Raw genomic sequence first — 21,104 nt, forward strand, 5'->3', positions numbered from 1 at the left:
AGCCGCAGACGCGTCCGCTCATCGACCGAGCGGACGCGTCTGCGGCTTTTCTGTGGCTGAGCGCGCCCCGCGGCGGAGCCGCTGATCGGCACAGCCCCGCGCCCCCGACGGGGCAACAGCCCAGTAACAGGGGGAACCGCCACCTCACCCGGACCGTCGATACGCGCATGACAACCGCACCCGCCCCCCTCACCACCAGGGCCAGGGCGATCCTCATCGCCCTGACCCTGCTCGCGCTCCAAGTGGCCTCACTCGCCGCCCCGGCCTACGCCTGCGGATGCGGCGCCATGGTCCCGCGCGAGGGGCAGCGGATCGCGGTGAACGAGGAGACGTCGGCCGTGCGGTGGGACGGCCGCACCGAGCAGATCGTGATGCGCCTCTCGGTGAGCGGCGACGGCCGCGACGTCGCCTGGGTGATGCCCGTGCCGCACCGGGCGAGCGTCGAACTGGGCGACCCGGACCTGTTCTCCGCGCTGGCCACGCAGACCGAGCCGGAGTACCGGACCCGGCACTACTTCTGGCCGCGCGGCCACGACTGGCCGTTCGGCGGCTCGGGCGACGGCGCGTCCGCCGGGGCCCCGGCCGCCACCCCGAGCGCCGGGGTGAACGTCGTCGGCCGCGAGCACCTCGGCCCCTTCGACGTCGCCCGGCTCACCGCCACCGACCCGGACGCCCTGGCCGACTGGCTGGCGGACAACGGCTTCCGGCTGCCCGACCGGCTCGACAGGGCGCTGCGCCCGTACGTCGACCGGGGCTGGGAGTACGTGGCGATCCGGCTCTCCCCCGAGAACCGCGAGGCGACGCTCGGCGGCCGGCTCGACCCGCTGCACCTGACGTTCGCCAGCGACCGGCTCGTCTACCCGATGCGGCTGTCCCGGCTGGCCCGCAACGCCCAGCACCTCAACCTGTACGTGCTCGCGGACCACCGCATGGAACCCCGCTCGGCGATCGGCGGGACGCGGCCCGAGGTGACGTACGCGGGCCGGATCACGGAGACGGCCGGGCCGCTGGCCGAACTGGCGGGCGGCGAGCGGTACTTGACGGCGCTGACCCAGGACTTCTGGACGCCGTCCGCGATCGACGACGACCACGAGCTGCGGCGCGCGCCGGCCGACACCCCGTACCGCACGGTCGTCTACTCGGACGAGCTGCTCACGTTCGGCCCGGGCGTCCCGGTGTGGCTGCTGACCCTGCTCGGCGCGGCGGGCGTGCTCGCGGTCGCGGCCGCCCTGCTGGTGCTGCGCGCGCGGCGGCGCCGTCCCGTGCTGCCGCCTCCGCCCGTGATCGTGCCGCCGCGCTAGGGCCTGTCTCCCGGATCCCTCCTGCCCCGCGACGCCTGGCACGGGCCCGCCCTTCGGGCGGACCGAGGGAACCGGGCCCTAGGCTGACGGGCATGACCTCGACTCACGCGCAGGATCTGCCGATGGCCGTCGACGACTACCTGAGCGGGCTGCTCGCCCCCGCCGACGAGGCGCTCGCGGCGGCCCTCGCGGACAGTGAGGCGGCGGGCCTGCCCGCCATCAGCGTGTCCGCCGTCAACGGGAAGCTGCTGCACCTGCTCGCCCGCATCCAGGGCGCCCGCCGCATCCTGGAGATCGGCACGCTCGGCGGTTACAGCACGATCTGGCTGGCCCGCGCGCTGCCGTCCGACGGACAGCTGATCACCCTGGAGCACAGCGCCCGGCACGCCGAGGTCGCCCGCGCCAACCTCGCCCGGGCGGGCCTCGACAAGGTCGTCGAGGTACGGGTCGGCGCGGCCCTCGACTCCCTGCCCCGACTCGCCGACGAGGGCGCGGTGTTCGACCTCGTCTTCATCGACGCGGACAAGGTCAACAACCCGCACTACCTGGAGTGGGCGGTGCGGCTGACCCGGCCGGGCAGCGTCGTCGTGGTCGACAACGTGGTGCGCGACGGCCGGGTGGTGGACGCCGAGAGCACGGCGCCGGACGTCACGGGCACCCGCGCCGCCCTGCAACTCCTCGCCGACCACCCGAAGTTGGACGCGACGGCGATCCAGACGGTGGGCGCCAAGGGGTACGACGGGTTCGCGCTGGCCCGGGTGCGGGACTGAGCGGCGCCGCGGGGCCTCACGGCTCGTGGTAGAACCCCACGTTCACGCTGCGCGGCCCGCCCCGGTCGAGGACGACGACCTCGCCGGAGCCGCCGCGCGGCAGGACCGACACCCCGCCGTAGGCGAGCGGCTGGCCCGGTCCCTGGGTGCCGAGCCGTACCCGCACCTCGGAGGCCGGGTCGTCCTGCGACCCGCGCAGCCAGAACACGCTCCACTCGCCCTCGGGCCCGCACCGGAACTCCAGGTGCACCCGCGACACGAACAGCCAGTCCTCCGGCGTCACCAGCCGGCACACGGCCGCGTCGCGGCCTACCCGCAGCACGGCCCCCGGCTCGCTCGGGGCCTCGGCCATCACCATTCCGGCCGTCGCCCCGACGTCCCCGCCGGCCACCGTGGCCATGGTCAGTTCGAGCACCGCACTCCCCCAGCGTTCGCGTCGTCCGTAGCGGCCGCATCCTAAGCCTCCGGGACGTCCGCGCGGAGCCTGCGGGACAATGAGTGCATGACCGAACGCAAACCACCTGGCGTCAGTTTCGAGTCATTCGTCGACAAACAGATCCGGGACGCCGAGCGCCGCGGCGAGTTCGCCGCGCTGCCCGGCGCGGGCAAGCCCTTCGACCCCGCGGCCGAGCCCGCCGCCTACGACGAGAACTGGTGGATCAAACGGAAGCTGGCCCGCGAGGGCTTCTCCGTCCTGCCGCCCTCGCTCGCCCTGCGCAAAGAGGCCGAGGAGACGCTGGAGGCGGTGGCGAAGGCCCCCTCCGAGCGGATCGTCCGCCGACTGCTGACGGAACTCAACGACAAGATCCGCGACATGATGTTCAAGCCGCCACCGGGTCCGCCGCTCGGCCTCAAGCCGTACGACGTCGACGAGATCGTCCGGCAGTGGCGGGAAAATCGGACGTAACAATTCCGCCAGTACACCGCACGCTTCATTGTTCTTCGCGTGCGCAATCTGCGATCCGTTATTCATGGCAAGGCGACCGACTTCCGAACAGAAAGCCTCCGACGTTGCCTTGACATGACCACTGGGGCCCCACAGCATTACTGGCGTTTGCCGTCCCGGTGAACAGCACGACGCCGTACGACGTAGGAGGTCTGCGTATGTCCGCGATCGTCTCCACCCTCAAGCACACGAAGTACATCATGGGCTCCATGGTGGGCGTTCTGTTCACCAACTGCCCCAGCTGATCATGCGCTGACGGGGTGGGCGGCGCCGTCGCCCACCCCGTTTCATCGGATCTCTGGCACCGTCGGCTGGTGAGTACGCGAGGGCGGGGATAGTCATGTTCGACTCGGGCGTCCGGCAGTTCCGACTGGCATTGGCGATGGTCCTCGGCCGTCCGGTCAATGTTCGGTCCGCCGAGAAACTGGTCGCGGACGCACTCGCGACCCTGGCCGAATTCGGATCACCGGGCGAGGACGTCGAGCAATTGCTGCGCGGCGCTTCCGCCGATCCGGACATGCGCACCGACCTGACGAACAAAGCGCTGCGGCGCACCGCGAAACGCCTCGCCGAGAAATCGGCTTTCTACGCCGAGCACTTCCGGGCGGCCGGCGTCGACCCGGCCCGCATCGGCCTCGACACCGTCGCCACGGTGCCGGTCACCACCAAGACCGACCTGATCAAACGCGGCGCCGACTTCCTGTGCGGCGAGCCCTTCCTCGCCTCCCGGACGACCGGCACCACGGGCCGCCCCGCCGAGATCTGGTACTCGGCGTACGAGGAGCGGCTGTGGCCCGCGCTCGTCGCGCTCTCCCAGGTGCTGCGCGGCAACGTCCGCACCACCGACCTGATGCAGTTCAACGTGAGCTCCCGGGCGACCGGCACGGCGTACGCCGAGATGCAGGTGGCCCGGATGGCGGGCGCCGCGATCCGGATGGTGGGCCTCGTCCCAGCCACGGAGACCCTCGACCTGATGACGGGGACGGGCCCCACCGCGCCGACCCTGATGGTCACCTACCCCAGCTATCTGGGCCAGTTGATCACCCTGGCCCGCGAACGCGGCCTGGGACCTGCCGACTTCAGGCTCCGCACCGTCAACGTGGGCAGCGAGGTCCTCTCCCCCGCCCTCGCACGGGCGGCCACGGAGACGTTCGGCGCCCGCGTCAACGACGGCTACGGCATGACCGAGCTGACCCCGATGGCGGGCGCGATCTGCAGCAGGCGGCACCTGCACATCGACGCCAGCATCGGCCTGGTCGAGGTCTGCGACCTGGACACTGGCGAACCGGCCGCGCCCGGCGCCCTCGGCACGATGGTGGCCACGCCCTTCTACCCGTACCGCGAGTGCATGCCGCTCTTCCGCTACGACACCCGTGACCTCGTACGGCGGCTGTCCGAGGCAGAGGAAGCGAATCCGGACTGCGAGATGGCGAACGTCCCGGCCACCTCGCACATCCTCGGCAAGGCCGACCACGTGCTGCGCACCGCCGACGGCGTGGTCACCCCGCGCGAGGTCATCGAGGTGCTCGACGCGCTGCCCGGCGCGGCCTGGCCGGTCCGCCACCGCGCCTCGGTGCGCGACGGGCGGCTGCACGTCGACCTGCCCGCACGGCCCGCGCCACCCTGGGACAGCGCCGAGGTGACCGCCGCGTTCGCCGCCGCGGGGCTCGACGCGACGGTCGCCGCGGTGGACACCGACGGCAGTCAACTGCGGCGCTATCGCTGCGACTTGACGGAGAACAGCTTCGCGTCGTTCGGGAGGGCACAGTGAGCGCCGGTCAGCACACCTTCTTCGTCCTGGTCACGCTCGCCCTGTCGGTGGGCGTCGCGCTCGCCGCCGTCGCGTCCTTCCGCCGCTTCACCCTGCCCCGCCCGGCGGTCGGCGCCTTCAACGGCAACGACATGGTCGTCATGATGGCCTTCGTCATCGCCCTGCCGTTCCTCTATCTCGCCTTCCCCAACTGGCTGTTGCCGCCGGTGCTCGGCCTCACCCTGATCGGCGGCCTGGCCGTCACCTGGGGCCCGGTGATCCCCTCGCGCGCGCTGCGCTGGACGCTGATCCTCGGTCTGATCGCGGCCGACTGGCTGACCGCCCGCACGGCCGAGGACGACCCCACGCACGCGACGCCGTACTGGCTGGTCAACAGCTTGATGATCCTGCTGATGGCGGTCGGCGCCGCGAACATGAACGCACAGGGCGGACTGCGGCTGCGCCACGTCTCCCGGTTCGCGCTGGCCCTCGCCGTGTACGACCTGTTCTTCGCCACGGTGATCCCGATGACCCAGCGGCTCTTCAACGCCGTGCAGGGCTACGCCTTCGCCCCGTCCGCCGGCATCCGCGTCGGTGACCTCGGCGCCGTGGTCGGCATGGGCGACCTGCTGGTGTACGCGCTGTACACCACGGTCGCGTACAAGGCGTACGGCGGCCGCGGCCTGCGGGTGTCGCTGTCGCTCGTCGCCGTCTTCGGCGGTCTGCTCCCGCCGCTGGCCCCGCTCCTCGTCGAGGCGGCCACCGGCAGTCTGCCGAGCCTGGTCCCGGCCCAGCTGTTCTTCGGCCCGGCGGCCTTCGCCGGCTATCTGGTGCTGCGCCGCGGCGGCGCGGAACGCCGCATGGCGGAGGTCCGGCCGCCCGCCGTGCCGGCGGGTGCGGCAGGATGAGGACATGTCTGTAGTCAAGATCAACGTCCTGACCGTCCCGGCCGAGCAGCGGGAGACCCTCGAGAAGCGCTTCGCGTCCCGCGCCGGCGCCGTGGAGAACTCCGACGGCTTCGAGTGGTTCGAGCTCCTGCGCCCCGTCGAGGGCACCGACGACTACCTGGTGTACACGCGGTGGCGTGACGAGGAGTCCTTCCAGGCGTGGATGGAGGGCCCGATGAAGTCCGCGCACCAGGGCGGCGGCGACCGCCCGAAGCCCGCCGCGAGCGGCTCCTCCGTCTGGTCCTTCGAGGTCGTCCAGCAGGCCGCCCCCAAGACCGCGTGAACCGCCACTGACCTGCGGGAACACCAACCGGTCAGTTTTCGAGAAGCATCGGCGGGCACCACGCGCCTAGCGTGATGCACATGACCTCCATCGCAGCAGTCACCCTCGAAGTGGCCGACGTCGCGGCCGCCGAACGCTTCTACTCCGCCGCCTTCGGACTCGGCTCGCAGGTGCGCCTGCGGGCCTCCGAGGCGGCCACCACCGGCTTCCGCGGATTCTCGCTGTCGCTCACGGTCGCCAACCCGGCCACCGTCGACAGCTTCGCCGCCTCGGCCCTCGCCGCCGGCGCCACGTCGCTGAAGCCCGTCACCAAGTCGTTCTGGGGCTACGGCGGCACCGTCCAGGCCCCCGACGGGACGATCTGGAAGCTCGCGACCTCGGAGAAGAAGGACACGGGCGCCGCGACCCGGGAGATCGGCGAGATCGTGCTCCTGCTCGGCGTCGACGACGTCAAGGCGAGCAAGAAGTTCTACGTCGAGCAGGGCCTCGCCGTGGGCAAGAGCTTCGGCGGCAAGTACGTCGAGTTCGCCACCGCCGGGCCGAGCCCCGTGAAGCTGGCCCTCTACAAGCGCCCGGCCCTGGCCAAGGACGTCGGCGTCCCCGTCGACGGCAGCGGCTCGCACCGCCTCGTGCTCACCGGCACCGACGCGCCCTTCACCGACCCGGACGGGTTCACCTGGGAGTCCGCGTCGTCGCTGACGCCCGCGCCCTGACCTCCCGCCCCGCTCCACCCGACGATCCGCACGCCGATCCGCACGAAGACCCGACCGAAGACCTGCCCGAAGAGGGGACCCCGCCATGCCGCGCACCCAGCAGTCCGCCGAGAAGCACGAGGGCTTCACCGCCGAGGAACGCGCCGCGATGAAGGAACACGCCGCGGAGCTGAAGACCGCGGCGCGCCGCCCGCGCGGCGCCAAGGCGGACCCGGAGGCGGAGGTGCTCGCGAAGATCGCCGAGATGCCGGCGGCGGACCGCGTCCTCGCCGAGCGGGTGCACGCCCTGGTCAGGGCCGCCGCCCCGCACCTCACGCCGAGGACCTGGTACGGGATGCCCGCGTACGCCAAGGACGGCAAGGTCCTGTGCTTCTTCCAGAGCGCGGCGAAGTTCACGTCGCGGTACGCCACCTTCGGCTTCAACGACGTGGCGGCGCTCGACGACGGCACCATGTGGCCGACCGCCTTCGCCCTGACAGAGCTGACCGCCGCCGCCGAGGCCCGCATCAGCGAGCTCGTCGAGCGGGCGGCGGCCTAGGCCCTGTCCGGGCAGGGCCTGTACGCCCCGTGCGCCGGGTGCCCCACGTGCGCTACAGGCGCAGCAGCTTCTCCGCCGTCTCCCGGTAGTCGCGCAGGGCGAGACGGAGCTGCTCGGTGTCCTCCGTGGCGTCCTGCCAGGACGTGCGCAGGGTGCGGCGGCGGCCCGCGAGGGTCTCGGCGAGGCGGGCCGTCAGGTCCTCCAGGACGTGGTCGGCCTCCTCGACGGCGGCCCGGGGCTCGTCGACGAAGCCGGTGACGGCATGACGCAACCGGCCGGAGAGTTCGTCCCGGGTGTCGTGCGGGACGAGTTCGGCACGGGCGCTGTCGCCCGCCCCGCTCATCCGCACCGGCTTCCCGCCCGGTTCCGACTCCACCAGGTCGCGCCCGGACCGCTCGGGCCGCTCGGGCCGCAGTTCCTTCGCGCCGTGCTCGGTCGCCACCGGGTCGACGGCCCGCGCGCCCTTCACGGCGCCCGGCTCGTGACCGGGCTCCTGACCCGGCTCGTAGCCCGGTTCGTAGCCCGGCTCGCCGTCCGTACCGGGGCCGGGGACCGTCCTGTCCTGCCTGTCCTGCCTGGCCTGCCCGGCCCGTCCGATGTCCGTCATCGTCGCCTCAACTCCCCTTCGCCAGACGCCCCTTGAGGGCTCCGTGCCGCTTGTGTGCCGCCGGGTCCTCGGGCCGCCGGCGCGGGCCGCGGCCCGGGCCGAGCAGATCGCCGAAGAGGGCCCGCGCCTCGACCATCGCCGCGCGCAGTTCCTCGGTGCCGGCCCGGCTCTCCTCCGCGCGGCCGGTGCGGGCGTGCGCCGCGCGGTGCACGCGCCGGTAGCCGTGCACGTGCGGGCCGTGGTGCACGGACAGCGCGGCGAACTGCTCCTCGTACTGGCCGCCGTCGGGGAAGCCGCGCTCCCGCGCCAAGTCGGCCAGGACCAGATCGGCCTCGGCGACCGCGTCCTGCGGGGACTCGACGAAGCGCTCCTGGGCGTCGGCCCAGCGCGCCTCGTACCGCTCGCGGGCGGCGGGCTCCAACGGGTGGGTGCGCAGCGATCCGTGCTGTCGCACGCGCTCGGCCAGCTCCCGCTCGGCGGCCTTGGTGTCGCCGTCGTGCCGCGCGACGACCCGCTCGTACTCGGGGCCGAACCGGCGCCTGAGGCCGCGTCCGCCGCGAGGTGCGGTGCGCGCGGCGAAGAGGCCCGCCGCGACGACGACCGCGACCCCCACCACGATGAGAGCGATGATCACGCCTGTGGACATGGGTGACTCCCGACCTTCCCGGTATCCGAAACCCGTCAACTGTGCGTTCCGGTGGCGAGTTGCCCGACCGCCGCGAACCAAACGGCGAAGGCCCGGACCAGGCGATATCCGGTTGCGTTGCGGCGTCCCACGCGTCTCACAATGCCCCATGCGCACCCTGTGGACCATCGCCCCCGAACCGTACGACTCCCCCGTGGCCGCCGCGCTCTGGCGCGCGTACTACACGGAGGTGAGCGACCGCTGGTACCTGCTGCACGAGGGGCGTGCCACGGATCCGGCCGAGCTGGAGCGCGAGGTCGCGGCGGGCGCGGGCGAGCAACTGGAGCCGCCCACCGGCCAGTTGCTCGTCGCACGCTACGACGGCCGGCCCGCAGGAACCGCGGGGGTGCGCCTGGTGGACGCCGGTACGGCCGAGCTGACCCGGGTGTTCGTCGGTACGGAGTGGCGCGGCAAGGGCGGTGCGCCGCTGCTCGTGGCGGCGGCCGAGGAGGCGGCCCGCGCGCTCGGCGCCGGCACGATCCGCCTGGACACCCGCGGCGACCTGGTGGAGGCCCGCGCCCTGTACGCGCGCCTCGGCTACGAGGAGACCGCGCCGCACAACGACGACGTCTATGCCGAGCACTGGTTCAGGAAGTCGCTGCACCCGGTCGGCTGAGGAGCGCGGTCGGGCGGCGCGGCTGAGGGGCGCGGTCGGGGGGCGCGGTCAGGCGGCCAGGCCCGGCCGTGGGCCCGCGCCGTCGTGCGGCCGCTCGGCGTCCGAGCCGCACATCTCCGCGTTGAGTTCGGACACCAGGCGGATGAGGTCGGTGGGCCGGTCGGGCCCCCACCAGTCGCCGAGCAGCTCCGCGAGGGAGTCCTCGCGGGCCTTGCCGAGCCGGGCCGCGACCTCGCGGCCCTCGTCGGTGAGGACCAGGTCGAGGCCCTCGCGGGTGGCGAGGTGCCGCTCCTCGACCTGCCGGGCCGCCGCGATGATCACCGGCAGGGGCACGGCGCTGCGCTCGGCGAGTGCGGCCGGTTCCGCCCACCCGTACCGGTTGATGCGCAGCACCAGCCAGCTGGCCGCGGGCAGCAGGTCGTAGCCCGCCCGCGCGGTGATCTTCTCGTAGATCTCGCGCCGTCCCTCGCGCGTCCCGAGCGCCGACAGGGCCCGCATGACCTCGTCGTACGAGGAGCGCTCGACGGGGTTGGAGGCGAGCGTCTGCGTCGGGTCGGGCGCGGTGACGGAGCCGCGCAGCTTGTCCTCGCGCAGGAACCACGACAGCAGGAACGCGAGCAGCGCGACCGGCACCGCGTAGATGAAGACGTCGGTGATCGACGAGGCGTAGGCGTGCAGCACGGACGGGCGCAGATCGGCCGGGAGTTCGGCGATGCCGCGCGGGTCGGCGCTGAGCGAGTCGGGGCTGACCCCGGGCGGCAGCTGCTGCCCGGCGAGCGCCGAACCCAGCTTGTCGCCCAATCGGTTGGTGAAGATGGTGCCGAAGATCGCGACGCCGAAGGAGGCGCCGATGGAGCGGAAGAAGGTGGCGCCGGAGGTGGCCACGCCCAGGTCCTCGTACGGCACGGCGTTCTGCACGATCAGCACGAGCACCTGCATGACGAGTCCGAGGCCGAAGCCGAACACGAAGAAGTAGGCGCTCATCTCGGCGGTGGAGCTGGTCTCGGTGAGATTGTGCAGCAGGAGCAGGCCGAGGGTGGTGACGGCGGTGCCGGCGACGGGGAAGACCTTCCAGCGTCCCGTCCGGCTGACGATCTGCCCGGACGCGGTCGACGAGATCAGCAGGCCGATGACCATCGGGAGCATGTGCACGCCGGACATGGTCGGCGAGACGCCCTGCACGACCTGGAGGAACGTCGGCAGGTACGTCATCGCGCCGAACATCGCGAAGCCGATGACGAAGCTGATGACGGCGGACAGCGTGAACGTCCGCACCCGGAACAGCTTCATCGGCAGCACCGGTTCCGCGGCCCGGAACTCGACGAGCACGAAGACGAAGCCGAGCATCACCCCGACCACGGCGAGCCCGATGATCTGCGGCGAGCCCCAGCCCCAGGTCGTGCCGCCGAGCGACGCCACGAGGACGAGGCAGGTGGCGACGGACGCGATGAGGAACGTGCCGAGGTAGTCGATCCGGTGCTTGCGCGCGTGCACCGGGATGTGCAGGGCGGCGGCGATCACGGCGAGGGCGACGACGCCGATCGGCAGGTTGATGTAGAAGACCCAGCGCCAGCTCAGGTGCTCGGTGAACAGCCCGCCGAGCAGCGGCCCGAGCACGCTGGTCGCACCGAACACGGCGCCGAAGAGGCCCTGGTACTTGCCGCGTTCCCGCGGCGAGACGATGTCGCCCACGATGGCCATGGACAGCACCATGAGCCCGCCGCCGCCCAGGCCCTGAAGGGCCCGGAAGCCGATGAGCTGGGGCATGTTCTGCGCCAGGCCGCACAGCGCCGATCCGACGAGGAAGATCACGATCGCGATCTGGAAGAGCTTCTTGCGTCCGTACTGGTCGCCGAGCTTGCCCCACAGCGGTGTCGCCGCCGTCGAGGCCAGCAGGTACGCGGTGACGACCCACGACAGGTGCTCCAGGCCGCCCAGGTCGCTGACGATCGTCGGCAGCGCCGTGGAGACGATCGTCTGGTCGAGCGCGGCCAGCAGCATGCCCAGCAGCAGCGCGCCGATCGAGACGAGGACGCCGCCGCTCTTGGCGGTGTCGTCGGGCACCGCCTGGTGGGTGCGGCCGGTGCCGCCCGCCCCGGCGCTGCCGATGTCCTGGCTGCTCATGGCCACCTCCGAAGCCTCCCCGGACCGGGTCGGCCGGGGGCTTGGTACTTCCCATCCTGGTAGGTGTGTCCCTGTTTGGCCTGTTGAGTCCTGTCCGGGGCCCTCGATCCGGCGGGGTTCACCGGGACCGGCGCTGCGCCGGGGGCGGCCGGGTCTGCATAATGCGCTGCGAACGCTCAAGGACGGGGGGTCCTGGGATGAGCGGCGAGTGTGGTGGGGGTAGAGACGCATGACCGAAGACAGAAGCGACGCCGGAAGCACCGACAGCAGTCGTACGTGCCCGGAGTGCGGCGCGGCCAGGGAACCGGACGGCGGTCCGTCCTGCGCCTGCGAGGTGGAGGGCTTCGGCCCGCTCCGCGTCCGCCCCTACGTCACGCTCCCCGAGCCCTCGCAGCCGGCGCCGCCGCGCGCCGCGGACCCGTACGCGCACCCGCCCCAGCCGCTGCCGCCCGAGGAGCCGCGGGGCGACGAACCGGACGACTTCGCCGAGCCGGGCCGCCGCAAGGCCCCGGTGCTGCTGCTGGCGGCGGTGGCGGGTGTCCTGAGCGTCGCGGCGCTCGTCACGGTCCTGGTCTCCTCGGGCGGCGGCGACCAGCCGTCCACGACCGCGGACGAGGCGCCCGCGGCGTCGGCCACCCGGACCCTCGCCTCGGCGCCCCGTACGCCGACGCCGTCCGCGCCGACGACCCGTGCCACCTCGGCCTCCCCGACGCCCTCGGCGTCCGGCACGCCGTCCCCGTCGGCCACGCCGACCCGGTCCCCCAGCCCGACGCCGACCCCCACGACGCCACCGCCCACGACCCGGACCACCACGCCGTCCCCCACGACGACCCGGCCGGTGAGCCCGACGGACACGACGGTGCTGCGCCGCGGCGACCGCGGCCCCGAGGTGGCGGAACTCCAGTCCCGCCTCAGGCGCCTGAACCTGTACCCCGGGGACCCGAACGGCAACTTCAACGGCCCGACGGAGTACGCGGTCCGCGCCTACCAAATCTCCCGAGGCATCACATCGGACCACCCGGGCACGTACGGCCCATCCACCCGAGAAGCCCTGGAACGAGAAACCTCCCACTGACGCACCCCGCCGGGCGCCTCGTAACGAGCGCGCCCTGACATGCGCCTCCACCACACGAGGGAACGCCCCGCAAGGGGCGCACCCCGACATGCGCCTCCACCACACGAGCAAGTGCCCCGCAAGGGGCGCACCCTGACATGCGCCTCCGCCGCGCAAGGGAACGCCCCGCAACGGGCGCGCCCCGACATGCGTCTCCGCCGCGCGAGCAAGTGCCCCGTAAGGGGCGCGGGGAACTGCGCGACCAGCCACGACGAGTCCCGCACTAACCCACAACCCCAAAACCCCAACGACGGCGGGAACGCCCCACAAGGGGCGCGAGGAACTGCGCGACCAGCCCCAACGAGCCCGCACTCACCCACACCCCAGAACCCAAACCCCCAAAGGCGCCGCCGCAACCCCCCTCACCCCACGTACACCAAAATCTCCCCACCCCCGCCGGCGGCAACCCGCACCGACGTCAGATCATCCACATGAACATCGGGCCCGTGCCCACCCGCACGAGGCCCGACCCCAACCACCCGCATACCCGCGGAGCGCCCCGCCGAGATCCCGGCCCCGGAGTCCTCGAACACGACACAGTCCGCAGGCTCGACCCCCAACTCGGCGGCCCCCTTGAGGAACCCCTCGGGATCCGGCTTGCTGGCCCCCACGTTCTCCGCGGTCACCCGGACCACCGGATACGGCAGCCCCGCCGCGGCCATCCGCCCGGTCGACAGCGGCACGTCCGCCGACGTCACCAGGGCGTGCGCCAGCCCGCCCGAGACGAGCGAGTCGAGGAACCGCGCCGCACCCGGCACCGCCACGACCCCGTCCATGTCTGCGGTCTCCGCGGCGAGCATCCGCGCGTTGTCGGCGAGGTTCTCGGCCACGGGCCGGCCGGGCAGCAGCTCGGCCATCGTGGCGTGCCCCTGACGCCCGTGCGCGACGCGCATCACGTCGTCGCCGTCGAGCCCGTGCTCCGCGGCCCAGCGCCGCCAGATCCGTTCGACCACGGCGTCGGAGTTGACGAGCGTGCCGTCCATGTCGAGCAGCAGGGCGCGCGCGGAGAGAACGGTGGGCGTGGCCGTCATCGGCGGACTCCAGAGAACGGAGGCGAGGGGGGTGGGACAAGGCGGCCCCGCCCACCGGTCAGGGTGAGTGGACGGGAACCACTTTGTTTCACCACGGTACAAAACAAACCCCCATGATCGCCACTCGGGGTCAGGGGCACCTCTCGCGCGACACGGCCGGACCCCCCACACCCCGCCCCGCGCGCGCGACCAGCCACAACACCCCGCCCCGCCGGCGAACCACCACCAGGAACCACGACTCCCCCAGCGGCCCGACAGGGCAACTCACCTCACCCCGAGCGGAGTTACCCCTTGCCCCGCACACCCACTTGACGCGACCCTGTCACCCAACGCACACCTCCCGGAAACCCCACCCCACGACCATGGCCGGGCGACCCACCCGGCCACCGTCCCCCCACACCAAGGGAGTTCACATGAACGGCACCCCCCGCCCCGCTTTCTACGCGCGTCGACCCCGCCGGGCCCTGATAGCCGCGGGCACCGTCGCCCTCACCGCCGCCGCGACCTTCCTCACCACCGCCCCGGCCGCCCAGGCCGCCCCGCCCACCCCGATCAGCGCCGCCACCGCCCGCACGTACCTCTCCGAACTGACCGTCAAGGCCGAGGGCTCGTCGGACGGTTACAGCCGTGACCTGTTCCCGCACTGGATCACCCAGTCCGGCGCCTGCAACACCCGGGAGGTCGTCCTCAAGCGCGACGGCACGAACGTGGTGACCGACTCCAACTGTGCCGCCACGTCCGGCAGTTGGTACTCACCGTACGACGGCGCCACCTGGACCGCGTCGGGCGACGTGGACATCGACCACGTCGTCCCGCTGTCCGAGGCGTGGAAGTCCGGGGCCAACTCCTGGACGACCACCAAGCGCCAGGGCTTCGCCAACGACCTCACCCGCCCGCAGCTCATCGCGGTCACCGACAACGTCAACCAGTCCAAGGGCGACCAGGACCCGGCCAGTTGGATGCCCTCCCGCACCGCGTACACCTGCACGTACCTGCGGATGTGGGTCCAGGTGAAGCACTACTACGCGCTCACGGTCGACTCGGCCGAGAAGTCGGCGATCCAGTCGGGGCTCAGCGGCTGCTGACGACGGATCCGGATCATCGGGGCCGCCGGAACCGGCCCGCTCACCTCCGACGTTCCGTACCGTACGGGCGGGACGTCGGAGGGACGCCCCAGGAACGCGGAGGCGATCACGTGGCGAGGCTGCGCCTGGGACCATTGCTCAGGTACGTGGACGAAGAGTGCGCGACGGTCTGGGTCGAGGCGAACCGGCCCTGCGTCGCCGAGGTGCGCTGCGCCGACGGCGCGTACGGCAGCGCGCCGACCTTCCAGATAGACGGCCACCACTACGCACTGGTCCCGGTCACCGGCCTCACCCCCGGGACCGGGACCACGTACGAGGTGGTCCTCGACGGCGGCCTGGTCTGGCCGGAGCCGGACTCCGCGTTCCCGCCGAGCACCATCCGCACCCCGGACCACACGGCGGCCCCGGCCGGGCCCGTCCGCGTCACTTTCGGCTCCTGCCGCTGGGCCGCCCCGCCCGCCGACGAGCACGATCCCGTCGGCCCCGACGCCCTCGACTCGCTGGCCGCCCGGCTCGCCGCCGACCCGGACGCCGAGCGCCCCGACGTGCTCGTCCTCCTCGGCGACCAGGTGTACGCGGACGAGACGTCACCGGCCACCCGGAAGTGGCTGGCCCGCCGCCGCGACCTCACCGACCCGCCGGGCACCCAGGTCGCGGACTACCAGGAGTACACGCACCTCTACTACGAGTCCTGGCTCGACCCGGACATCCGCTGGCTGCTCTCCACGGTCCCCAGCTGCATGATCTTCGACGACCACGACGTCATCGACGACTGGAACACCAGCGCCGCCTGGCTGCGGGACATGCGCGCCACCCCCTGGTGGCAGGAGCGCATCCTGAGCGGACTGATGTCGTACTGGGTGCACCAGCACATAGGCAACCTCCCGCCGTCCGAGCTGGCCCTCGACCCCGTCTACGCAGCGGTGCGCGCGACCCCCGACGGGACGGACGCCCTCCGCGAGTTCGCCGCCCGCGCCGACGCCGACCCGGGCTGCGTCCGCTGGAGCTACCGCCGCGACTTCGGCCGGGTCCGCCTGCTGATGGTCGACACCCGCGCGGCCCGCGTCCTCGACGAGCAGCACCGGGCGATGCTCGACCCGGACGAGGCGGAGTGGATCCGCGCCCAGGCCCTCGACGGCCAGGACGCCGCGCCGGGCGCCTACGACCACCTCCTCATCGGCACGTCGCTGCCCTGGCTGCTGCCGCACCTCGTCCACGACGCCGAGGGGTGGAACGCGGCGCTGTGCCGGGGTGAGCGCGGGGCCCGCTGGGCGCGGTTCGGCGAGAACCTGCGCAGACGGGCCGACCTGGAGCACTGGGCGGCGTTCCCGACGTCGTTCGACGCGCTCACGGAGCTGATCGAGGAGGCCGGTTCGGGCCCGGCCGCCCCCGCGACCGTGTCGGTGCTGTCCGGCGACGTGCACCACGCGTACGTCGCCGAACCCGGCTGGCCGGGCGGCGCGGCGGCCGCCCCCGCCGCGCGGGTGCTGCAGCTGACCTGCTCGCCCGTCCACAACTCCATCCCCGCCTCGATCCGCGTCGGCTTCCGCTTCGGCTGGAGCCGCGCCGGGCGCGCCCTCGGCCGCCGCTTCGCCCGGCACGCCCGCGCGACCGCCCCGCGGATCAACTGGCGCAAGACGGGCGGCCCTTGGTTCGGCAACCAGCTGATGACCCTGACCATGCGGGACCGCACCGCGGACCTCGCGCTCGACCAGGCCGACGCGAAGGCCGGCGGACTGACCAGGGCGGCGGAGCGGCGGCTGACGTAGGACCCGCCACCGGCCTCCCGGCGGGCCGGCCGGGGGCCCGGTCGACCGGGCCTGTCGCGGCGGGCGGGCGTAGCGGCATGATGAGGCGGACCGTCCGCTTCCAGCAGCCCCACATGCCCCGGGAGTTCCCTTTTGCCTGCCCGCAACACCGTGCCACGCCCCGCCGGAACCCCCTCAGCGAGCCTCGCGATCGTCGGCGCGGGCCCCCGCGGCACCAGCGTGCTGGAGCGGCTGACCGCCTCCGCGGAGGAGCTCCTGCCGGCCGGCGTCCGGCTCACGGTCCACGTGATCGACCCGGCGCCGCCGGGCGCGGGCGCCGTCTGGCGCACGGACCAGGCGCCCGAGCTGCTGATGAACACGGTGGCCTGTCAGGTCACCCTGTTCACCGACGACAGCGTCGACTGCGCGGGCCCGGTCCGCCCCGGCCCGAGCCTGTACGAGTGGGCGCGCGCCGACGACGCGGAGCAAGCGCCCCTCGGCCCCGACGACTATCCCAGCCGCGCCCGGTACGGCCGTTATCTGCGGCGGGTGTTCGCCGACACGGTCGCCGCTGCCCCGCCCGCCGTCGAGGTCGTCACCCACGCCACCCGCGCCGTCCGCCTGGAGGAGTCACCGGACGGCCGCCAGGTCCTCACCCTCGCCGACGGCCGCGAACTCGCCGGACTGCACGCGGTCGTCCTCACCCAGGGCCATCTGCCCGCCGCCGGCACCCCGGCCGAGCGCCGGCTCACCGCGTACGCGCACCAACACGGCCTGCGCCACGTCCCGCCGGCCAACCCGGCCGACCTCGACCTGACCTCCGTGGCCCCCGGCGAACCGGTCCTGCTGCGCGGCCTCGGCCTCAACTTCTTCGACCACATGGCCCTGCTCACGGAAGGCCGCGGCGGCCGCTACACCACCGGCAGGGGCGGCGCCCTGCGCTACCGGCCCTCGGGCAACGAGCCGCGCCTGTACGCCGGTTCGCGCCGCGGCGTCCCGTACCAGGCGCGCGGCGACAACGCCAAGGGCCCTTACGGACGTCATCGGCCGGCCGTGCTCACCCCGGAGGCGATAGCCCGGTTCCGCAAGCGGGCCGACTCGGGTGACGCGCCCGACTTCCTCGCCGACATATGGCCGCTGGTCGCGAAGGAGGTCGAGACCGTCTATTACGAGGCCCTCCTGAAGACCGCCGGGCGGACCGCCCCCGAGTTCCGGGACCGCTTCCTCGACACCCCGCACCGCTCGCCCCAAGAGGCCGCCGTCCTGCGGCAGTTCGGGGTGCCGGACGACCGGCACTGGTCCTGGGACCGGGTCTCGCGGCCGGACGCCGGACGCGGCTTCGCCTCCGCCGCCGAGTGGCGCGTCCGGCTCCTCGACCGGCTGCGCGAGGACGCCGCGCACGCCGCGCTCGGCAATGTCGACGGCCCCGTGAAGGCCGCGCTCGACGTGCTGCGCGACCTGCGCAACGAACTGCGCCTCGTCGTCGACCACGGCGGCCTGTCCGGCGTCTCGCGCCGCGACCACCTCGACCGCTGGTACACCCCGCTCAACGCGTTCCTGTCGATCGGTCCGCCCCGTCGCCGGATCGAGGAGATGACCGCGCTGATCGAGGCCGGGGTGCTGACCGTGGTCGGCCCGCGGCTCGAAGTGGCCGCGCGGGACGGCCAGTTCACGGCGCACTCGCCCGACGTACCGGGCTCGGCCGTGACGGTCACCACACTCGTCGAGGCACGGCTGCCCGAGCCGGACGTCCGCAGGACCGCCGACGAACTGCTCGCCCGGCTGCTGAAGACGGGCCGGGTCCGGCCGCACACGGTCGACGGCTACGAAACCGGAGGGCTCGACGTGACGCCGCGCCCGTACCGCCTGATCGACCGTCAAGGGGGCGTCCATGCCCGGCGGTTCGCGTTCGGCGTGCCCACCGAGGGAGTGCACTGGGTGACCGCCGCCGGGGCCCGCCCCGGGGTCGATTCGGTGACGCTCTCGGACGCCGACGCGGTGGCGCGGGCCGCGCTGCGGACCGTCGCGGGGGGCGACATGGGGTGCAAAACGGAAGACGACCATGGCCGAATGTTGAAGTTGCAAGCATTGGTTAGGTTCTCCTAATCTGAGCCGCTCCCCCATCGGTGGGACGGCGGCAACGGCGGCGCCGGCCCCACCGGTGACTCGGTTACGTCCCCGACCGAAGGAGTCCCCCCATGACTGGACGTCTCGACAACGCCCAGCCCTATGCCCTCGGCCTGTTCCGCATGGTCGTCGGCCTGCTCTTCGCCAGCCACGGCGCCGCCTCGCTGTTCGGCGTCCTCGGCGGCATGAACGGCGACACCGTTCCCACCGGCACCTGGCCCGGGTGGTACGCGGCCGTGATCCAGCTCGTCGGCGGCGGCCTGGTCCTGCTGGGCCTCGGCACGCGGCTCGCCGCGCTGGTCTCCTCGGGCTCGATGGCCTACGCGTACTTCAAGGTCCACCAGCCCGAGTCCCTGTGGCCGCTCCAGAACGGCGGCGAGCCCTCCGCGATGTTCTGCTGGGCCATGCTGCTGCTGGTCTTCACCGGCTCCGGCGCCCTCGGCCTCGACCGGCTCTTCGCCGGGCGCGGCGCGGCGGCCGACGAGACGGCGCCCGCGCGCGAGACCGTCGCGGCCTGACCCGCACGCACGACGGCGCCCGCCCCCCTCACGGAGGGCGGGCGCCGCCGTCGTACCTGACCAGTACCTACGGCTGCGAGACGAACGGCACCGTGACGCAGGCCACGCGCTTGCCCGCGCTGCCCGGCTCGTCGTGCAGCACGACCGAACCCGCCCCGCCGCGCCGCACGCCCCAGTCCTTGTGCGTGACCGCCGAACCGTTGCCTCGGGCATCGGCGGTGAAGTCCAGCCACACCTCGTTCTCGCGGTTCGCCTGCTTCGGGTCGACCACGTGCTGGTAGTGCCCGCCCGCGTCGGCCGGGTCGGCGCCGCACGGCTTCTGGTGGACGTGGGCGCCGTAGACGTGGCCGGGCACGAGGCCGTCGACACGCAGCGTGACGGTCATGCCGCGGTCGTCACCGCCCTGCTCGACCGAGACCCCGGCCCCCGCGGGCACCAGCTCCATGTCGTACGTGATCGCGCGCGAGGAAGCGATCGCCGAGGGCGGCGCGAAATCCCCTCCGACCCGCAGCCAGTAACAATCCGCCGCTCCTCCGGTCCCGCCGCCTGCCGCGAACACGGCCGCCGCGAGAGCCCCGGTCACCATTCCTGCCACCATTGCCGGTTCCTCCGGTCACTCGGTTTTCCCCCGGTTCACCGCCCTTCGTACGGGAATCGGGCGCCCGGCGCAGCGCCAAAACCGGCACACGAGTGAACGTGACGTGGGGAACATCTGTACCCCTTGCGTCACTTGAGCAACTTCTGAGGCGTACGCTGTACAGCTGTCATGAAGCCGCTCCTGTCCGGAGGGAACGGTCCAGGGATCGGTCCGTACGGGAGTTGGCTCGCGGTGTTGGAGAGTGTGGGGTCGCTGACCGGCAGCCCATGGATCTACGCGATCGTGGCGCTCTCGGTGCTCTTCGACGTCTTCGTGCCCGTCCTGCCCAGCGGTGTCCTGGTGATCACCGCGGCCACCGCCGCCGCGGCCGGCACCGCCACGGGCGAGATCCCGCACGGCGTGCCCGACCTGCTCTTCCTCACGCTCAGCGCCGCGACGGCCTCGGTCCTCGGCGATCTGGTCGCCTACCGGCTCGCCTGGCGCGGCGGTGAGCGCCTGGACCGCGCCATCGCCCGCTCGCGCCGGCTGACCACCGCGCAGGAACGTCTCGGCGGGGCCCTCGCCCGGTCCAGCGGCGGACTGCTCGTGATCATCGCCAGGTTCGCGCCCGCGGGCCGCTCGGTCGTCTCCTTCGCGGCCGGCACGGCCCACCGCAGGGTCCGCGAGTTCCTGCCCTGGTCGGCCCTCGCGGGCGTGGCCTGGGCCGCGTACAGCGTCGCGCTCGGCTACTTCGGCGCCCAGTGGCTCGGCGCGAGCTGGCTGTCCACCGTCGTCTCACTGCTCGCCCTCGTGGGCGCGGGCATCGTGGCGGCCTATGTGATGCGCCGCCCTGTGCCGGAGGCTCAGGAGGCCTGAGCGGGCTTCGCCGCTCCCCGCACCTCCAGGCCGTCGAGCAGCTCGGCGGTGGCCCTGGCGATCTCGTCCACGGCCCGCTCGAACACCTCCCGGTTGTGCGCCGCGGGCGCCCGGAACCCGGACACCTTGCGCACGTACTGCAGGGCGGCGGCTCTGACCTCCTCCTCCGTGGCCTCTTCGGGGAGGACGGGCGGGCGGAGGGTCTTGATGCTTCGGCACATGCCTCCAGTCTGCCGCCGCCCCACGGAACGGACACACGTTCGCGTGAACTCCGCGAAGTTGCTCGCACCGTCAATTCGAACAGACGTAGCATTGCCGGGTGGCAGCGACCGACGACGATTCCGCCCCAGATCCCTTCGACTACCCGAGCGACCTCCTCGCGGGCCAGGAGGAGCTGCACCAGATCCGGGCCGACCTGGTGGCCCTCCTGAAGAGACTCCCCTGGTCCGTCGAGCCCCTCGACGCGTTCAGCGACACCCAGGGCTGGCGCAAGCTGGAGCGCCCCGCCTCGCCGGGCTGGAGCGAGGACGAGCAGGCCGAGATCGAGAAGCTCCGGCAGCGCGAGCGCGAGCTGGCCGTCTTCGTGACGTGCCACCGCCACTGGGCGGCGCTCTCCGGCACGGACGCGGTGCGGGCCCGGGCCCGCCTCAAGCACGTCCACGCCACGCGGCCCGCCGGGGGCGCACACGAAGAAGACCCCCGGATCTGATCACCACGACCAGACCCGGGGGTCTTCCTCTGCTACCTG

General features: G+C 72.9%; 23 protein-coding genes and 1 pseudogene. 17 read left to right on the top strand and 7 right to left on the bottom strand.

Features of this window, described 5'->3' with window-relative positions; all coding sequences use genetic code 11:
* The first annotated feature begins 167 nt into the window (after nt 1–167).
* Together RBJ77_RS26975 and RBJ77_RS26980 are read left to right on the top strand one after the other, a co-directional pair.
* The gene (locus RBJ77_RS26975; protein WP_372347395.1) at nt 168–1,301 is read left to right on the top strand and encodes a DUF2330 domain-containing protein; all 1,134 of its coding nucleotides are present in this window, start codon (nt 168–170) and stop codon (nt 1,299–1,301) included.
* Nucleotides 1,302–1,393: 92 nt separating this feature from the next.
* Complete coding sequence (locus RBJ77_RS26980; RefSeq protein WP_372347396.1) at nt 1,394–2,071, top strand: O-methyltransferase; 678 nt, start codon at nt 1,394–1,396, stop codon at nt 2,069–2,071.
* A gap of 16 nt (nt 2,072–2,087) precedes the next feature.
* Here the strand turns inward: RBJ77_RS26980 and RBJ77_RS26985 are convergent, their stop codons facing one another.
* Nucleotides 2,088–2,486, bottom strand: coding sequence for a hypothetical protein (locus RBJ77_RS26985; protein WP_255976390.1), 399 nt, complete (start codon nt 2,484–2,486; stop codon nt 2,088–2,090).
* Nucleotides 2,487–2,573: 87 nt separating this feature from the next.
* Between RBJ77_RS26985 and RBJ77_RS26990 the strand changes: the two genes are divergently transcribed.
* The 7 genes from RBJ77_RS26990 to RBJ77_RS27020 all read left to right on the top strand — a co-directional run bounded on the left by RBJ77_RS26990 (nt 2,574) and on the right by RBJ77_RS27020 (nt 7,248).
* Nucleotides 2,574–2,978, top strand: a complete 405-nt coding sequence (locus RBJ77_RS26990; RefSeq protein WP_372347397.1) for a DUF1992 domain-containing protein — start codon at nt 2,574–2,576, stop codon at nt 2,976–2,978.
* A gap of 158 nt (nt 2,979–3,136) precedes the next feature.
* Nucleotides 3,137–3,262, top strand: coding sequence for a hypothetical protein (locus RBJ77_RS26995; RefSeq protein WP_372347398.1), 126 nt, complete (start codon nt 3,137–3,139; stop codon nt 3,260–3,262).
* Between the two features lie 95 nt (nt 3,263–3,357).
* A complete protein-coding gene (locus tag RBJ77_RS27000) occupies nt 3,358–4,788 on the top strand; it encodes a phenylacetate--CoA ligase family protein (protein ID WP_372347399.1) in 1,431 nt (476 codons plus the stop codon).
* Nucleotides 4,785–5,675: a hypothetical protein gene (locus RBJ77_RS27005; protein WP_372347400.1), complete on the top strand. Its 891-nt coding sequence runs from the start codon at nt 4,785–4,787 to the stop codon at nt 5,673–5,675. The genes RBJ77_RS27000 and RBJ77_RS27005 overlap by 4 nt, the downstream gene beginning before the upstream one ends.
* 4 nt (nt 5,676–5,679) lie before the next feature.
* Nucleotides 5,680–5,997 (top strand): antibiotic biosynthesis monooxygenase, encoded by a 318-nt coding sequence (locus tag RBJ77_RS27010; RefSeq protein ID WP_255976396.1) that lies wholly within the window; start codon nt 5,680–5,682, stop codon nt 5,995–5,997.
* A gap of 80 nt (nt 5,998–6,077) precedes the next feature.
* The gene (locus RBJ77_RS27015) at nt 6,078–6,710 is read left to right on the top strand and encodes a glyoxalase (RefSeq protein WP_255976398.1); all 633 of its coding nucleotides are present in this window, start codon (nt 6,078–6,080) and stop codon (nt 6,708–6,710) included.
* 85 nt (nt 6,711–6,795) lie between these two features.
* Entirely contained in the window at nt 6,796–7,248 is a 453-nt protein-coding gene (locus tag RBJ77_RS27020) for an iron chaperone (RefSeq protein ID WP_372347401.1), read from the top strand.
* A 52-nt stretch (nt 7,249–7,300) separates the two neighbouring features.
* Here the strand turns inward: RBJ77_RS27020 and RBJ77_RS27025 are convergent, their stop codons facing one another.
* Complete coding sequence (locus tag RBJ77_RS27025) at nt 7,301–7,855, bottom strand: hypothetical protein (protein ID WP_372347402.1); 555 nt, start codon at nt 7,853–7,855, stop codon at nt 7,301–7,303.
* Nucleotides 7,856–7,862: 7 nt separating this feature from the next.
* Entirely contained in the window at nt 7,863–8,501 is a 639-nt protein-coding gene (locus RBJ77_RS27030) for a hypothetical protein (protein ID WP_372347403.1), read from the bottom strand.
* 148 nt (nt 8,502–8,649) lie between these two features.
* Here RBJ77_RS27030 and RBJ77_RS27035 point away from each other — a divergent pair, with 148 nt between their 5' ends.
* Nucleotides 8,650–9,156 carry a GNAT family N-acetyltransferase gene (locus RBJ77_RS27035; protein WP_372347404.1) on the top strand — a complete coding sequence of 169 codons (507 nt, stop codon included), beginning with the start codon at nt 8,650–8,652 and terminating at the stop codon, nt 9,154–9,156.
* A 48-nt stretch (nt 9,157–9,204) separates the two neighbouring features.
* On the opposite strand, the gene RBJ77_RS27040 is transcribed toward RBJ77_RS27035, so the two are convergent.
* Nucleotides 9,205–11,280, bottom strand: a complete 2,076-nt coding sequence (locus RBJ77_RS27040) for a DHA2 family efflux MFS transporter permease subunit (RefSeq protein WP_372347405.1) — start codon at nt 11,278–11,280, stop codon at nt 9,205–9,207.
* A gap of 229 nt (nt 11,281–11,509) precedes the next feature.
* Here RBJ77_RS27040 and RBJ77_RS27045 point away from each other — a divergent pair, with 229 nt between their 5' ends.
* On the top strand, nt 11,510–12,355 hold the full coding sequence (locus tag RBJ77_RS27045) for a peptidoglycan-binding protein (protein WP_372347406.1): 846 nt from the start codon (nt 11,510–11,512) through the stop codon (nt 12,353–12,355).
* Between the two features lie 401 nt (nt 12,356–12,756).
* On the opposite strand, the gene RBJ77_RS27050 is transcribed toward RBJ77_RS27045, so the two are convergent.
* Nucleotides 12,757–13,425, bottom strand: a complete 669-nt coding sequence (locus tag RBJ77_RS27050) for an HAD-IA family hydrolase (protein WP_372347407.1) — start codon at nt 13,423–13,425, stop codon at nt 12,757–12,759.
* A 413-nt stretch (nt 13,426–13,838) separates the two neighbouring features.
* Between RBJ77_RS27050 and RBJ77_RS27055 the strand changes: the two genes are divergently transcribed.
* The 4 genes and pseudogenes from RBJ77_RS27055 (at nt 13,839) to RBJ77_RS27070 (ending at nt 18,903) form a co-directional block, all read left to right on the top strand.
* Entirely contained in the window at nt 13,839–14,510 is a 672-nt protein-coding gene (locus RBJ77_RS27055) for an HNH endonuclease family protein (protein ID WP_372347408.1), read from the top strand.
* Nucleotides 14,511–14,620: 110 nt separating this feature from the next.
* A complete protein-coding gene (locus RBJ77_RS27060) occupies nt 14,621–16,279 on the top strand; it encodes an alkaline phosphatase D family protein (protein WP_372347409.1) in 1,659 nt (552 codons plus the stop codon).
* 132 nt (nt 16,280–16,411) lie between these two features.
* A pseudogene (locus RBJ77_RS27065) lies at nt 16,412–18,354 on the top strand (FAD/NAD(P)-binding protein).
* A 102-nt stretch (nt 18,355–18,456) separates the two neighbouring features.
* Nucleotides 18,457–18,903 carry a DoxX family protein gene (locus RBJ77_RS27070; RefSeq protein ID WP_372347410.1) on the top strand — a complete coding sequence of 149 codons (447 nt, stop codon included), beginning with the start codon at nt 18,457–18,459 and terminating at the stop codon, nt 18,901–18,903.
* A 67-nt stretch (nt 18,904–18,970) separates the two neighbouring features.
* On the opposite strand, the gene RBJ77_RS27075 is transcribed toward RBJ77_RS27070, so the two are convergent.
* A complete protein-coding gene (locus tag RBJ77_RS27075) occupies nt 18,971–19,501 on the bottom strand; it encodes a superoxide dismutase family protein (RefSeq protein ID WP_372347411.1) in 531 nt (176 codons plus the stop codon).
* 231 nt (nt 19,502–19,732) lie between these two features.
* On the opposite strand from RBJ77_RS27075, the gene RBJ77_RS27080 reads away from it, so the two are divergent.
* Complete coding sequence (locus RBJ77_RS27080; protein ID WP_255981828.1) at nt 19,733–20,356, top strand: VTT domain-containing protein; 624 nt, start codon at nt 19,733–19,735, stop codon at nt 20,354–20,356.
* Here RBJ77_RS27080 and RBJ77_RS27085 read toward each other — a convergent pair.
* The gene (locus tag RBJ77_RS27085; protein WP_255981830.1) at nt 20,344–20,577 is read right to left on the bottom strand and encodes a DUF2277 domain-containing protein; all 234 of its coding nucleotides are present in this window, start codon (nt 20,575–20,577) and stop codon (nt 20,344–20,346) included. The genes RBJ77_RS27080 and RBJ77_RS27085 overlap by 13 nt on opposite strands.
* Before the next feature lie 98 nt (nt 20,578–20,675).
* Here RBJ77_RS27085 and RBJ77_RS27090 point away from each other — a divergent pair, with 98 nt between their 5' ends.
* A complete protein-coding gene (locus tag RBJ77_RS27090) occupies nt 20,676–21,065 on the top strand; it encodes a hypothetical protein (RefSeq protein WP_372347412.1) in 390 nt (129 codons plus the stop codon).
* Nucleotides 21,066–21,104: the final 39 nt, after the last annotated feature.

This window comes from Streptomyces sp. KL116D (genome assembly GCF_030766975.1).
GTDB classification, from domain to species: domain Bacteria; phylum Actinomycetota; class Actinomycetes; order Streptomycetales; family Streptomycetaceae; genus Streptomyces; species Streptomyces longispororuber_A.

Bases quoted from the DNA above. Each gene is read 5' to 3' on its own strand.
- RBJ77_RS27045 (WP_372347406.1), top strand. From the start codon at position 11,510: ATGACCGAAGACAGAAGCGACGCCGGAAGCACCGACAGCAGTCGTACG.
- RBJ77_RS27000 (WP_372347399.1), top strand. From the start codon at position 3,358: ATGTTCGACTCGGGCGTCCGGCAGTTCCGACTGGCATTGGCGATGGTC.
- RBJ77_RS26990 (WP_372347397.1), top strand. From the start codon at position 2,574: ATGACCGAACGCAAACCACCTGGCGTCAGTTTCGAGTCATTCGTCGAC.
- RBJ77_RS27030 (WP_372347403.1), bottom strand. From the start codon at position 8,501: ATGTCCACAGGCGTGATCATCGCTCTCATCGTGGTGGGGGTCGCGGTC.
- RBJ77_RS27010 (WP_255976396.1), top strand. From the start codon at position 5,680: ATGTCTGTAGTCAAGATCAACGTCCTGACCGTCCCGGCCGAGCAGCGG.
- RBJ77_RS27040 (WP_372347405.1), bottom strand. From the start codon at position 11,280: ATGAGCAGCCAGGACATCGGCAGCGCCGGGGCGGGCGGCACCGGCCGC.
- RBJ77_RS27085 (WP_255981830.1), bottom strand. From the start codon at position 20,577: ATGTGCCGAAGCATCAAGACCCTCCGCCCGCCCGTCCTCCCCGAAGAG.
- RBJ77_RS27075 (WP_372347411.1), bottom strand. From the start codon at position 19,501: ATGGTGGCAGGAATGGTGACCGGGGCTCTCGCGGCGGCCGTGTTCGCG.
- RBJ77_RS27070 (WP_372347410.1), top strand. From the start codon at position 18,457: ATGACTGGACGTCTCGACAACGCCCAGCCCTATGCCCTCGGCCTGTTC.
- RBJ77_RS27035 (WP_372347404.1), top strand. From the start codon at position 8,650: ATGCGCACCCTGTGGACCATCGCCCCCGAACCGTACGACTCCCCCGTG.
- RBJ77_RS27020 (WP_372347401.1), top strand. From the start codon at position 6,796: ATGCCGCGCACCCAGCAGTCCGCCGAGAAGCACGAGGGCTTCACCGCC.
- RBJ77_RS27025 (WP_372347402.1), bottom strand. From the start codon at position 7,855: ATGACGGACATCGGACGGGCCGGGCAGGCCAGGCAGGACAGGCAGGAC.
- RBJ77_RS26975 (WP_372347395.1), top strand. From the start codon at position 168: ATGACAACCGCACCCGCCCCCCTCACCACCAGGGCCAGGGCGATCCTC.
- RBJ77_RS27015 (WP_255976398.1), top strand. From the start codon at position 6,078: ATGACCTCCATCGCAGCAGTCACCCTCGAAGTGGCCGACGTCGCGGCC.
- RBJ77_RS27055 (WP_372347408.1), top strand. From the start codon at position 13,839: ATGAACGGCACCCCCCGCCCCGCTTTCTACGCGCGTCGACCCCGCCGG.
- RBJ77_RS27050 (WP_372347407.1), bottom strand. From the start codon at position 13,425: ATGACGGCCACGCCCACCGTTCTCTCCGCGCGCGCCCTGCTGCTCGAC.
- RBJ77_RS26980 (WP_372347396.1), top strand. From the start codon at position 1,394: ATGACCTCGACTCACGCGCAGGATCTGCCGATGGCCGTCGACGACTAC.